This is a genomic window from Mycoplasma sp. CSL10137, from assembly GCF_017116845.1.
Classification (GTDB): Bacteria; Bacillota_I; Bacilli_A; order Mycoplasmatales; family Metamycoplasmataceae; genus Mycoplasmopsis.
Map to the genome: position 1 here is coordinate 92,044 of NZ_JAFIRE010000002.1, position 13,878 is coordinate 105,921.

Below are 13,878 nucleotides of genomic sequence, written 5' to 3' on the forward strand. Positions count from 1 at the left end.
ATCAAAATGTTGATTTTGTTTTTTATTCAATACCATTTTTATTTTTAAAATTCATTTTAATTGGCGATCCAGTAAAATCAAAACTTGCTCTAAGCTGATTTTCTAAGAATCTTTGATAAGAAAAATGTAAGAATTTTTTATTATTTACAAAAAAAGTGAAGGTAGGAATTTTAGCTTTTTCTTGTCTTACATAATAAATATTTAATCTACCTCCATTAAAAGATTGAGGAGGTTGTATAAGTTGAGTTTCTAATAATAAATTTGAAAGTAATGATGGTTTAATATCTCTTTCTAAATTGGTGCGCACTAAATTAAGAGTATCTACTAATTTATTTATTCTTTGGTTAAATTTTGCGGATATAAATACAAACGGAACTCAAGGAACAAAGTGGAATTTATTTCTCATTTTTTTCTCGAATTCAGCCATAGTATTCGTTTCTTTAGATACTAAATCTCACTTATTTATCACTATTATTATAGGTTTTTCATTTTCTAGTGCGTAGCCAATAATTCTTGAGTCAAAATGTGAAATTTCTTCATTTGTAGCATCGATTACTATCAAAGATAAATCAGATTCTGATAACGAATTCATAGCACGCATTAACGCATAATGATCTACACTTTCAACTAATTTAGATTTTTTTGTGATTCCCGCTGTATCAATAACTTTATATAATTTGTCGTCGATAAAAATTTCTGATTTCACACTATCTCTAGTTGTTCCGGCTATTTCAGAAACTATAGATCTATTTTCTTTTGTTAAATTATTTAATAACGAACTTTTTCCCGCGTTTGGTCTACCAATTATAGAGAGGCTAAATGCATTTTCTTCTTGAGAATCTGAAAAGTCTAAATATTCTATTGCTTTATCTAAAACGTCACCAACACCTTCTCCATGAAGCGCAGATATCGGGAATATATGATCACAACCCAGTCTATATCAGCCATAATCAAAATCCTGCATACTTTCTAATTTATTAGCAACAGCAATTATTGGCTTATTACTTTTTCTTAATATATTCATTATAAACATATCATCATTAGTTATTTCGCTTTTTCCATCAAATAAAAAGAGAATAACATCTGCTTCTTGAATGGCAATTTTTGCTTGTATTTGAATTTGTTCTTGAAATGGTCTATTTTCTATTTCAATACCACCAGTATCAATTAATTTTAATTCATGTCCCGATCAATTTATTTTTTCGTATAATCTATCTCTTGTGACTCCTGGTTTATCGTATACTATTGAAACTTTTTTACCGATAAAACGATTGAAGAGAGTACTTTTACCAACGTTTGGTTTTCCTATTATTGCAATAGTGTTTTTCATATTACTCCTTAATTATTTTGATTTTTCCAAAGCAAGATTAATTATTTTTTCTACAACTTCATCTATAGTTAAAGCGGTGCAATCTATATATTCGCTATCTTCTGTTTTGTGTAAAGGATCAACGGCTCTATTCATATCTTGTTCATCTCTTTTTTGAACTTCGTACAATATTTCTGCAAAACCGGTGTTATAACCTAAAACCTCATTTTGTATCATTCTTCTTCTTGCACGTTCTTCCGCTTGAGCTCATAAAAAGATTTTAACTTCAGCGTGTGGCATTATTTTAAATGTAGTATCTCTTCCGTCGATAACAAAACCTTTTCTTTTTTTGGTCATATGTCTAATATAATCAACAACAAATTCTCTCACTTCGGGTATTTTAGCCACATTTGGTGTAATTTGAGAAATATAATCAGCTCTTATTTGGTGAGTTACATCAACACCTTTCAAAAGAATACGATCATCATCTAAAAGTTGAATCATACCTTGTTCAAGAGTTTTTATTACATTTTCTTTATCTCTAGTATCAACGCCCATGTCAATTACATTTTTAGCAATTGCTCTATAAAGACTACCGCTATTAATAAAAGTATAATTTAATTTATTGGCAATCATTTTAGAGACAGTAGATTTGCCCACTCCACTTGGTCCATCAATTGCAATATTAACCTTTCGCATAAAGTTCTCTCTTTCTATTTTTTAGATATTTTATTTATTATTTCTATAATTTCAGGGTTTATTTTTAAATTTTCATCAAAATCATAACCATTCATTAAATTACTATAATTTTTAGACAATTCTAATTTTAATTTAAAGGATTCGTCAATTAAGAATGTTAGTTCTTTTGAATAATTGAATTCTGAAAAATTTAAATTTTTCATTGATTTAGAAAATTCAATATCATAATCTAAAATAGGTTTAAAATTTCCATCAATATTTTTCTTAAATCATTTCATTTCTTTATTAAGCTCTTTATTTTCTTTATTTGATAAAATCATTAGAATAATTTCATCTCTACTCTTACTATAGTTTTGATTCATGTAAACTCCAAAACATTAATTAAAAAACACCAACTAATTTTAAAATAGGTAGTTAAGTGTTTTCTTTTTTTACTTGTTTTACCCTCTAAAGTGCCTTATATTTTTATAGTATATTTATGTTTTATATTTTATATTATCCCTAAATATTAATTTATTATATCATATTTAATAACTGTATTTATAAAAGTTAGTTTCATTTTAATATATTTTTCCTTTTTTGGTTTTTTATAATTAAAAACATATTTATTATTTGTGTGAAATAAAAAGATATTTTTTGTAACTTCCTTAATTTTAGGAGTATTAATGTTTTTTGTAGGAATTCATTTTTATATTAATAAAGTTGAAAATAAAGAAAATTATGTTAAAAATTATGACAATAAGATTTATACCTATATTTTATCTGGTGCTCTAAAACATACAGGTATTCATAGGTCAAATCGACTACTAACTTATAAAGAATTATTTGTTATAAATAAGGTACTGCCAAATTCATCGTTGAAAGATTTTGAATTAAGTGAAATCGCTCCTAGAAACGAAGAAATTTATGTCCCTTTCGAGAATTACAAATTAAAATGGTCGGAATTAGAAAATATTGAACAATTATTAAAGATTAATATTCAAAAAAGATATGCTAAATTGATAATAAACCATAAAAAGAAGTATAAGAAGACTTCATGAGCACAAATTTCAAATATTTTCGGAATTGGCCCAAGAATAATTTTGAAGTTAAAGAATTTTTTAATTCTAGATTAAAATATTTAAATGGTTTTTTATTATTATCTAGCATATTTATATTTATTTTTACATTAAATTATTCTTATTTAATTTTAATTATTCTAACATCTTTTTCTTTAATATTCATTGATAAGAAATCTAAAAAAATAATAATATTATTATCGATTATACTTAGCTGTATTTGTTTAGTTAAAAGACTTTTAATTTATGACTCAATTCAATTTTCTAATTATGTTTATGTAAGTAAAATAAGAGATAATTTTATTTACGTAAAAACTTATTTCAATGTTGAATATATGTTTAAGAATAAAAGTAAAATAGAATATAAAATTTTTGAAAACTTACATATAGTAGGTTTAATAACTAATTTTTGTGATACAAAAATTCTTGAACCTAAAGTTTTATCAAAAGTAACACAACTAGATTTAAGATATTACTTTTTCTCTTTTTATAATAATTTTTCTAATTATAAAGAGTTAGTTACACCTATTGTTTTCGGACATTATTTCAGTTTTAAAAATGAATTAATTAAATTGACTAGTGAAATTGGTCTAATTCATTTAATAATTATTAGTGGTTTTCATTTTATTATCTTAAAAAAGATATTGAATAGATTTATAAAAAATAAGATATTAATTTTAATTTTTATGACAATATATTGAAGTCTTTGCTCGAATTCTGTTTCTATAAATAGAGCTTTCTTGATGGCTTTATTTTCGGAAATTAAGAATTATAAAAACAACAAAAATAACTATATAATGTGTGTTGTAGTCATTTGTTTATCTTTTAAAAGTAATAATAAATTAGAATTAGGTTTTTGATTGTCTTTTATAATAAGTTTTTTATTGATCAACACAAGTATTAAAAAAACATTTTTAAACAAAATTTTAATATATTTTTTGATATGACTAATTTCAACGTTAATTTTACTAACTAATGGTAAGAAAATTAATATTTTAGGAATATTTTTAATTTTGTTTCTTACACCATTTTTTGAATTATTTTTTGTATTATTATTAATTGCTTTTTGTGTTCCTATAATATCTATTAATTTATCAAATTTCATGTTTTTTTCGATTAGATCCGTTTCAAATATTAAAATTATTTTAGATTTAGATCTGAATACTTATAAAAATTTGATTTTTATTTTAATTTATATGATTATATGATTTACAACAAGAGAAAAATATATATAATTAAAATATGATATTTATATATGGTAACGAAGAATATTTTATAAATAATAAAATAAATGAATTAAAAGACAATTTTTTAGACGAGAATATAATTTATTTTAAAGATAATTATACAATTAGTGAGTTAATAGAATCCGTTTCTAGTTTTGGTTTATTTTCAACACAAAAACTTATATTGGTTGAAAATTTTGAAATAATTGATTCTAAAAAAATAACAAAAGTACAAAATGAGTTATCCGAAGTTTTAATAAGTGCTCTAAAAAATAATAGATTACATAAAGTTGTATTTATACATAGAAAAAATTCATTTGAGAGAAATAATTTTGTCAAATTTTTGATTGAAACCGCAAAGGTTTTTAATTTTGAAAAGCTAGATTCTAAATCTATCGTCAATTTTATTGTTTCTTATATAACTTCAAAAGGAGGAAAAATAAGTTTTTTTGATGCTACTTCCTTATCTAATAAACTACCTAATAATTTATCAATAATAATAAACGAAATTGATAAAATGCTAAAGTTTAATAGTCAAATTAATTATTCCTTAATAAATAACAACATTCAAAATTATGTTTTAGAAGATTCTTTTGCTTTTATGAATGCCATCGAAACTAATAATTTAAATAATATTTACCAAAAATATAAAGAAAGATTTAACGAAGGTGATGATATACATCTTTTAATCGCGCAGTTAAGAAATATTTTTTCATTATCATATAAACTTTATATACTTAATAATAAGCTAAAGATGAATTATTTTGATATATCTTCTAAGTTAAAAATTCCAGAATGAAGAGTAAAAAAAGTTTTAAAATTGGTTAATATTTTTGGAATTAAAAAAATTAAAAATATTTTAATTAATTTAGGTATTGTTGATTTGCAATCTAAAAGTTTAGGGGTAGAAAACTATGAAATATTTGAAACATTCTTGATTACAAACTTCACAAAATAAATATACAATTAATTACTTGTTTTTACAAAAAGAAATACTTGTTGATAGTAATAAAAAAAATTCTATAGAGTATTATAAAAAAATAATAAAAAAAGTTGCCTTATTAAGTGAAAAAGGGATAAAAACAATTATTGTATTACCTGATATTTATCTTAGTTTTTTTAGAAATTTATATAGGGTTTCTGAGCAAACTATAGATGAATACTCATCAAAAAATCTAAAATATAAACTAGATAATTTAAAAATTTTTTGTAAAAATATTATATCTCTAGATAATGTTTCAATTTATTATAAATTAACTTTTGACAATATAATTTCTATATCTAAAATAATTAATAAGCGAAAAAAAGAGGAAGTTGATAATAATGTAAATACAGAATATATTTCTTTTAGTAAAACAAGTATTATGGATTATAATGATCTTATATATACTCAAGAGATAGATTTATCAGAAAAAAATGAAAATAAAGAACGTCTAAGTTTATTTGATAATTTAAACGATATTTACAACGAATTTATTTATCTTTTTTATGTAAGCGGTTTAGTTTTTGAAAATGTTTTTTATTCTTTTAATAAAAAAATAAAACAAGATATTTTGGATCTAAAGAAAATTTTATATGACAATTTATTACTTTTTAAAAAGAAAAATAATACAAAAATTTTACTATACAATAATAAAGAAACTCTCAAAACTAATCTAATCGATAATAACGTTTTTGATGATATTTTTTTAGAACAAACAATTAATGATGATTTTTTAAAAAGTTTTTACGATATGGACAGATCAATCAAATTAAAATATATACCTGTATATAACTTTAATTTATTTTTAGAATCAAAATCATTTGAAAAAATATTTAAGTTAGAACAAATGTTATTGATTATACAAAAAATATTTTTAGTTCCTAAGAATATAGCTTTTTTCCCTTTGCAAAAATATAAGAAAGACAATTTTACGAACGTAATTTCAGTTTTAAATTATGATGATATTGTAAATAAATTTATTTTTGATTTTATAATAAAAAGGTCTTTTGATTTTAATTTTTTAATTTCAAAAAAAGTAAGATTATTGTTTTTTAAAAACTTCTTTTTAAAAAAAGAAGTTTTTAGGATTAAATTATTTGTAGATGATCAAAAAATTGAAATAGCATTTAATTTATCCAATAAATCAATTAAACTAAATAAAAATAAGGTTTTAGCACCATATGAAGTTAAAGTCTTAGGCTAACTCTTTTTTATTTTTAGAAGTACAAAAAGATATGCTCTTTTTATTCTGCTTCTGGTATATCTTTTGCTAACGCAAGAATCTATAAAGTCAAAATAATTATCATGATATATATTTTTTTTAAATAAATTCTCCATACCTTCGGAGATCATTTTAAATTTTTCTATTTCTTCTTTTGGTAAGTTTGTAACTATTTTTTTAAATTTTCCATATGTATTTTCTACTAAAAATTTACTTTTAATACTTTTTAATTTCATTGGAGTAAAAACTGAAATGTCTTCATTATTCTTTAACATTTCTCTTATTTTGCTTGCGCTCGCAAATTTATTATTAGTATTATTTGAATGAAATTCTATAGTTCTTGTGTGACAATATGGCTCAATTTTATAATTATTATTAATTATTGTTTTTACGTATTCTAAGCCTAAAATATCATTTGGCATACTTATGTTTGCGCCACTCAATTCATTAAGTGCCAAATTCGATGCTCTCGGGAAACTGTTACCCCCTTGTTTTAGATATTTTTTAACTAAATAGTTATATTTATCTTTATTATTATTTATAGTTTCCGCTATTTTTTTAAAAACATTTATATCACTAGTTTCGCTACCAAAAACAAGAGTATCTATACCTTTTTTGTATAATTTTTCAATACTTTTTTGTGCAAAAATATGTGCAGCTTGCGATGAAATATTAACATCTAATTTTATAAATTTCGAAACACCATATTTTTTTGCTATTTTTCTTCTTTTTCAATATGATGTACATATAAATTCTCCTCTTTGAGAGAATTTATGAGATATTGCCACGTATATTCTAGAGTTAGGAAATTTGTTTTTGATTCATTCTAATTGATAAATATGACCGTTGTGAAAGGGGTTATATTCTACTACAATTCCTACTTTTCTATATTTTTTTAGGTGCTTCATGATTATTATTATAACAAAATAACTTTGTCAACTTCTAATTATTTAATATATAAACTTGTTCAAAAATGTCGTTTGCATTATGAATATACACTCAATTAGACTATTTTTTATATTTAAAAGTAATTTATTTTTTTCTTTTTTAAAAGCTGTTTTGTATTATAATATATAAGCAATATTTAAATATTTAATAAAACCACAAGGAGGATACCATGGCAATTGTACCAAAACGTAAAACATCAAAACAACGTAAACATAAAAGACAAACTCATAGTGCACTAGATGTTCCAAACTTAGTAGAATGCAAAAATTGTTCAAAGATGATCGAACAACACGTAGTTTGCAAATTTTGTGGTTTTTACGCCGGAAAGAAAGTCGCAAACTTTCAAGCATTAAATGACAGAATCCAAAAATAATTTTAAATAGTGATCATTCACTATTTTTTATTTTCCTTTTTTAGTCTTAATTTAAATAAAAAATTAAATATTAAACGGAGGAAAAAATGATACTTTATAAAATTGGAGAAATTGTATATAAAAACAAAAATAATTTAATATTCGAAAGTAAGGGCGATGGTTACATGCTAAGTGTTCCTGATTTAAATAGATTTGAAGTAGGACAAAAAATAAAATTGTATATATATGAACATGCAACTGACTATGTAAAAAAATATTTTGGATTTAAAGATTTTAAAGAAAGAATATTATTCTTAGACTTAATATCAATTGATAAAATTGGCCCAAAAATTGGTTTAAACATTTTAGAAAAAGGATGAGAGAACATTGCTATAGCAATAGCAAACAATAACTGAACAATACTGTCAGAGTGTTCTTTTGTGAGTGAAAAGACAGCAAAATTAATATGCGTTGAGTTAAAAGATAAATGATCTAAAATGGTTAAGAAAGAAGATTTAAAAATTAGTGATGAAAGCAGGAAAAAACATGAATTAAAAGAGACTTTATTTATGTTAGGATTTAAAAAGCAAGAAATTGATTTTGCTTTAAATAACATTAAAGAAAAAAATAATATTGACAAAATGGTTGAAGAAGGAATTAATTTAATAACTATAAATTATAAAAATGAAAATCAGAGAACTCAGGCCTAATAATTTTAATGATTTTATTGGTCAAAACAATCTCAAAAAAACTTTGGATGCCATGGTAGAAAGCTCAACGAAACAAAATATTCCTTTACCTCATGCTTTATTATATGGACCACCAGGTATGGGAAAAACTACTTTAGCAAGTATCATCGCAACTAAAATGAATAAAAAAATTCACTTTATTCAAGGTGCAAATTTAGAAAAGAAATCAGACATTATAAATGTTCTTTCTGTTATAAATAGTGGAGATATAGTTTTTATAGATGAAATTCATAGTATAAACAAATCTATTGTAGAATTTTTATATAATGCAATGGAGGATTTTGTTTTTGACTTAATCATAGGAGTTGACGGAAATTCAAAAGCCATAAGGATGAAAGTCAAACCTTTCACTTTAATAGGTGCAACTACTAAATTAAATTATATACCACAACCTTTTAAAGATAGGTTTGGATATATCGGAAGACTAGTTAATTATAATAATGATGATATATTCAAAATACTAAGAAAAACATCTAAAAAACTTAATATTGTAGTTGATGATATTTTGTTAAAGGAAATTGCGGAGTATTCTAGAGGGACACCAAGGATAGCGAATCATTTAATACAAAGAATCAATGATTTTGCTATAACAATAAATAATGGTCAGATAAATATAAAAATAGTAAAAAAAGCATTAAAACATCTTGAGTTATATAAGTACGGTTTAACAAAAGAACATATTCATTATTTAAATATTTTGAGAGATGGCTTTGACGAAAAACCTGTATCTTTAAATACTATTTCTAGCTTATTATCGCATGAAAAACAAGATATTTTAAATGAAATTGAACCCATTTTACTTTATTTAAAATTAATAAAGAAAAATTCTAGAGGAAGACAAATTACTTCAGAAGGAATTGATTATTTAATTAAGTTGAATTTAAGTTATTAGTAAAATACAAAACGCTAAAAAAAGACAAAAAATATGGTAATATTTAATAAGTATGAAATATATTAAAAAATTATTATCAATTAATAATTGAAAAAGATTTATTTTGAATATAACTACAATACTTATAGCATTGTTGACTATTGTTTTTGGTAGCGTTTTTTATATAGGAAAAAATGTTAATAAATCAATAGAATATGGTGGCGGTATTGAAGTATTAATTCAAGTTAAACAAGATGGAGCAAATGCGAATAATGAATTAACAGAAGAGGTTAATAAATCATTATTTAATAGATTAACTGGTGGTACCGGATTAAACGGAGTATCCGTCTACAGTGAAGGTGACGGAAAAATACGTATAACAAAAAGTGGCCGCATTTCTGAATCAGATAGAATTGCTTTTGAAAAAGCTATTGTGGAAAAACCCATTTTAACTATAACAGATTCAGATATTAAACCTTTATTTTACGATGGTGTTTTTAACCGGAATGGTTCTTTAGAAGATGGTACTCCTCAAAATTGAATACCACCTTTTAAAGTGGATGGTGCATCATATGTTCCGAATCCAACAACAGGTGGAAGTGATGTAAGCATAACATTAGATGGTATTGATGCTCAAAAACAATGAGCTGATGCAACAGAATATGCAACTAAAAGAGCAGATCAATTATTATTGATTTGATTAGATATAGATAAATTGTTAACAATTGCTAAAAATAATTATCCGGATGAGTGGAAAAAATCTGGAGAAAATTTATGAAATTTTGTCCATGTTAATGAAGAATTAAAAGATAAAGAAGGCAAGGCTAACCAAATAAAAGAATTTATTTTAAATATTCGCCAAAAATATTTAATTAGTGTTGCTCAAGTTAACTATCAAATTAACGGAGACAAAGTAAGTATTACTGGTAATTTTACTCGTGATAGCGCAATAGATCTTGCTAATAAAATTAACTTCGGTTTAAGCAAGTACGATTTAAGTGTTTTATCAAGCATATATGTTGATGCTAATTTAAATTCCAATTCATTCTTTTATGCAATGATTGCTGGAATAATTATATTTTCTATGATTTCAATTTTTATGATTGTAAATTATGGTCTTTTAGGTTCTTTAAGCACAATTGCTATGGCGCTATATATTTTTCTAACTTTATTAATTTTTACAGCATTGAGAGGAGAATATTCTCCTGCCACTTTAGCTGCATTAATAATTGGTATAGGTATAAGCGTAGATGCAAACGTAATCACTTATGAAAGGTTAAAACAACAAGTTTATTCAGGTGATACCCTAAAAAAATCCTTCAAAAACTCTTCTAGAAGTTCGTTAACTTCAATTATAGATGCCAATATGACTACAATAATTGTTGGGTTTATTTTGTTTTATTTTGGTACTAAGGATGTAAAAGGGTTTTCAATTACTTTAGTTTTATCTACGTTATTTACATTATTTTCAATGCTAGTGTTTTCGAAATTTATCGCAACATTAATGGTTAATACGGGTATTTTTGATAATAGATTGTGATTATTAGGTATTTCTAAGAAAAAAATCGGAAAAACTACCAATTTCAATTCTAAAGTCGCTAAATTTAATTATATAAAACAATCAAAATGATTTGCCTTATCTTCGTTTATCTTCTTAATAATTGCTGCTATTGTTTTTGGAGCTTTCGCAGGATTTAATAATTCTTTTTGAGACGGAGTTAATAGATCTATAGAATTTAGTGGTGGAATTAATATAACCATACAAGGAGATTTTGAAAAAAATACAAATCTAAATTATAAACAAGCTCAAGAAATATCTAATAGTTTAATAAATTCCGCAACAAACTTAGGTATCAACGACGCTGGGGATATTATTAAAATTAATGGATTAAATTCTAACGACAATTATGTTGTTTTAATTAGGACAAAACAAGATTTAACAAATCAATTTCAATCTATCAAGGATTTTGTTTTAAATATAAATGATGATGTTTTAGTTACTAATTATTCTGTTTCTTATTCTGAAGCTACAAAACTTGTTCAAAACGCTTTAATAGCTACAGGAATTAGCTTTATAGGAATAATTATTTATATGTTAATTAGAATGAACTGAACCTTTGCAATAGCTGCTATAATTGGTTTGATTCATGATTTTTTAGTTGTCCTAGCATTTATATTCATAACAAGAATTCAAGTTAATACAATAATAGTTGCAGCGATGTTGTCTATATTAGGATTAAGTATTAATGATACAATAGTTACATTCGATAAAATAAGAGAAACAGTTAAGGTTAAATATCATAAACAATTTTTATCAAAAGAAGATATAATAAATATTGCCAATTCTTCTATCGGTGAAATATTAAAACGTAGTTTATATACCTCTTTTACAACGATGTTTGCTGTTGCGGTTTTACTCGCATTTATTAATGCTACTGATTTTTCATTTAATATAATAATGTTATTCGGAATTGGTATAGGAGTTTATTCATCTATATTTATAGCCACATGAATTTGAACAATTCTAGAAACAAAAAGACAACAAATATTAAAAAGAAGAAAAGAAACTGGTTATTGAAAAATTAATAAACCTGAAGAACAAACATTTAACGGAATCAATGATTATATTTAAAGTGTAGTTAACTACACTTTTTCTTTAACATTTTTTTCGTAAAATATTGATATAATAAATACATTATGTCAAACACAAAAAAAGAAGAAATACAAAAATTATGTTTAGAAAACAATTGAGACTTTGAGTTATTTAAAAAATACGTTGATTTAATTGAAGAAAAAAATAAAATAATCAATTTAACCGGGTTTAGCAATGAAAGATTATGATCTGAAGGGATATGAGAATCTCTTTTATATATGTTAGAAATTACAAAAAATAAAAAAGATTTAAGCATTTTAGATGTTGGTTCAGGGGCAGGTTTCCCATCTATACCCTTTGCGTTGACTAAACCAAACCATAAAATTACAATTTATGAACCATTATTGAAGAGATTTAATTTTTTAAATGAAGTTGTAAATGTTCTAAAACTAGAAGATATTGTGAAAATATACCGATATAGAGTTGAAGAAGTTAAAGACAAAAATATTTATGATATAGTTACTGCTAGAGCGGTTGCTAGCGTAAAAGGAATGTTGATGTCATCATTTCATTTAGTAAAAGTAAATGGCGAATTAAATTTATTAAAAGGTAAGAATGTCTTGGAAGAAATAGAAGACGCAAAAGAAATATTTAAAAAGATCAAATTTGATTTAGAAGTTACTGATTTAATCGACACTAAAGAAAATAGAGATAATAAAATTGTTAAAATAATTAAATTAAGAAGCACACCAAGCGTTTTTCCTTTTTCTTGAAAAGTTATTAAAAATAGTTAGGAGTTTTAAAATGATTGAATTTAAAAAAGCCATCGAAAAAGATAAAGAAGTTATATTAAAATTGCTATATAATGATGATCCTATACAATATTTATTTTTAATATCAGATATTGAGGAATTTGGATTGCATTCAGAGGTTACCGAAACTTATTTTGTTGATGAATATAAGGTAATAATTATGCGTTTTTATAATAATTTATTGATATACTCAAAAGAAGATTTTAAATTTAATATATATTCACTAATTAAATTTATTAAGGATAAAAAAATAAAAAATATCATTTATTCTTCTACTATTAGAAATGATTTAGAAATAGCTATGACAAATAACTTTAATAATTTTAGAGTAAGAGAAGAATATATTTTGAAGCTAAATAAAGAAAAGTTTTATGATTTAAACAATTTAGAAGATCTTAGCTCAAAAATTATTGAGGAAAAAGATTTGCAAAATGTAATAAATTCTAGAAAAAGAATTAAAGAATTTGAAGGACTTAGTTCTCAAGCTTTAGATATTGATTACTTAAAAACATCTCTTAATAAAGGGTATTATAAAGGTTTTATAAAATACGAAAATGATATTGTTATTTCACATGCTTCGGTTAGTGCACAAATAAAGAATGTTGCTATGCTTGGTGGTGTTTTTACACTTGAAGAATATAGAAAAAAAGGTCATGCAAAAGATTGTGTTTTAAAACTATCTGATTATTTATTAAAAAATAACTATACACCAGTTTTATTCTTTGATAATCCGCATGCGGGAAATTTATATTACAAATTAGGTTTTGAAGACTATTCAAGATTATTTGTTATTTCGATAGATGATTACTAATATTGCTATATGCAATATTTTTTTATTTTTTTATACAAATATTCAAAGTTATGATAAAATATTATTACGCAAACGAAATAAGTGCGTGTTTAAATAAAAAAAATAAAAATATTTTGATATTTTTAAAAATGTGTATAATATTATAGAAGCAATTGCGAGTATAGTTTAATGGCAGAACTTCAGCCTTCCAAGCTGACTATGAGGGTTCGATTCCCTTTACTCGCTCCATTTCAAGAAATTGACCTA

The 13,878-nt window shown here is 23.7% G+C and carries 14 protein-coding genes and 1 tRNA gene; 10 read left to right on the forward strand and 5 right to left on the reverse strand.

What is annotated here, in order from left to right; translation table 4 throughout:
• Positions 1–22: 22 nt before the first annotated feature.
• The 3 genes from der to JXZ92_RS01660 are packed head-to-tail and all read right to left on the reverse strand — an operon-like array spanning position 23 to position 2,370.
• The gene (der, locus tag JXZ92_RS01650) at positions 23–1,330 is read right to left on the reverse strand and encodes a ribosome biogenesis GTPase Der (RefSeq protein WP_205852053.1); all 1,308 of its coding nucleotides are present in this window, start codon (positions 1,328–1,330) and stop codon (positions 23–25) included.
• A gap of 12 nt (positions 1,331–1,342) precedes the next feature.
• Complete coding sequence (gene cmk, locus JXZ92_RS01655; protein ID WP_205852054.1) at positions 1,343–2,008, reverse strand: (d)CMP kinase; 666 nt, start codon at positions 2,006–2,008, stop codon at positions 1,343–1,345.
• A gap of 14 nt (positions 2,009–2,022) precedes the next feature.
• On the reverse strand, positions 2,023–2,370 hold the full coding sequence (locus JXZ92_RS01660) for a hypothetical protein (protein WP_205852055.1): 348 nt from the start codon (positions 2,368–2,370) through the stop codon (positions 2,023–2,025).
• Positions 2,371–2,622: 252 nt separating this feature from the next.
• Here JXZ92_RS01660 and JXZ92_RS01665 point away from each other — a divergent pair, with 252 nt between their 5' ends.
• The gene (locus tag JXZ92_RS01665) at positions 2,623–3,123 is read left to right on the forward strand and encodes an MAG0490 family ComEA-like DNA-binding protein (RefSeq protein ID WP_374967674.1); all 501 of its coding nucleotides are present in this window, start codon (positions 2,623–2,625) and stop codon (positions 3,121–3,123) included.
• Positions 3,124–3,856: 733 nt separating this feature from the next.
• Here JXZ92_RS01665 and JXZ92_RS01670 read toward each other — a convergent pair.
• Positions 3,857–4,171: a hypothetical protein gene (locus tag JXZ92_RS01670; protein WP_205852057.1), complete on the reverse strand. Its 315-nt coding sequence runs from the start codon at positions 4,169–4,171 to the stop codon at positions 3,857–3,859.
• 137 nt (positions 4,172–4,308) lie between these two features.
• Between JXZ92_RS01670 and holA the strand changes: the two genes are divergently transcribed.
• Entirely contained in the window at positions 4,309–5,250 is a 942-nt protein-coding gene (gene holA, locus JXZ92_RS01675) for a DNA polymerase III subunit delta (protein ID WP_205852058.1), read from the forward strand.
• Entirely contained in the window at positions 5,207–6,478 is a 1,272-nt protein-coding gene (locus JXZ92_RS01680) for a hypothetical protein (protein ID WP_205852059.1), read from the forward strand. Before holA ends, JXZ92_RS01680 begins: the two co-directional genes overlap by 44 nt.
• Here the strand turns inward: JXZ92_RS01680 and JXZ92_RS01685 are convergent.
• Positions 6,475–7,404: a nucleotidyltransferase gene (locus JXZ92_RS01685; protein WP_241006922.1), complete on the reverse strand. Its 930-nt coding sequence runs from the start codon at positions 7,402–7,404 to the stop codon at positions 6,475–6,477. The genes JXZ92_RS01680 and JXZ92_RS01685 overlap by 4 nt on opposite strands.
• A gap of 209 nt (positions 7,405–7,613) precedes the next feature.
• On the opposite strand from JXZ92_RS01685, the gene rpmF reads away from it, so the two are divergent.
• From rpmF to JXZ92_RS01720, 7 genes are all read left to right on the forward strand, one after another.
• Positions 7,614–7,817 carry a 50S ribosomal protein L32 gene (gene rpmF / locus JXZ92_RS01690; protein ID WP_174892728.1) on the forward strand — a complete coding sequence of 68 codons (204 nt, stop codon included), beginning with the start codon at positions 7,614–7,616 and terminating at the stop codon, positions 7,815–7,817.
• A gap of 86 nt (positions 7,818–7,903) precedes the next feature.
• The gene (gene ruvA, locus JXZ92_RS01695) at positions 7,904–8,506 is read left to right on the forward strand and encodes a Holliday junction branch migration protein RuvA (RefSeq protein WP_205852060.1); all 603 of its coding nucleotides are present in this window, start codon (positions 7,904–7,906) and stop codon (positions 8,504–8,506) included.
• Positions 8,481–9,437, forward strand: coding sequence for a Holliday junction branch migration DNA helicase RuvB (ruvB, locus tag JXZ92_RS01700; protein WP_205852061.1), 957 nt, complete (start codon positions 8,481–8,483; stop codon positions 9,435–9,437). Before ruvA ends, ruvB begins: the two co-directional genes overlap by 26 nt.
• Positions 9,438–9,489: 52 nt before the next feature.
• Positions 9,490–12,048 carry a protein translocase subunit SecDF gene (gene secDF / locus JXZ92_RS01705; RefSeq protein WP_205852062.1) on the forward strand — a complete coding sequence of 853 codons (2,559 nt, stop codon included), beginning with the start codon at positions 9,490–9,492 and terminating at the stop codon, positions 12,046–12,048.
• A 65-nt stretch (positions 12,049–12,113) separates the two neighbouring features.
• Positions 12,114–12,803, forward strand: coding sequence for a 16S rRNA (guanine(527)-N(7))-methyltransferase RsmG (rsmG, locus tag JXZ92_RS01710; protein WP_205852063.1), 690 nt, complete (start codon positions 12,114–12,116; stop codon positions 12,801–12,803).
• A gap of 10 nt (positions 12,804–12,813) precedes the next feature.
• Complete coding sequence (locus tag JXZ92_RS01715; protein WP_205852064.1) at positions 12,814–13,632, forward strand: GNAT family N-acetyltransferase; 819 nt, start codon at positions 12,814–12,816, stop codon at positions 13,630–13,632.
• A gap of 154 nt (positions 13,633–13,786) precedes the next feature.
• Positions 13,787–13,860: transfer RNA gene (locus JXZ92_RS01720), tRNA-Gly, on the forward strand.
• The last annotated feature ends 18 nt before the right edge of the window (positions 13,861–13,878 follow it).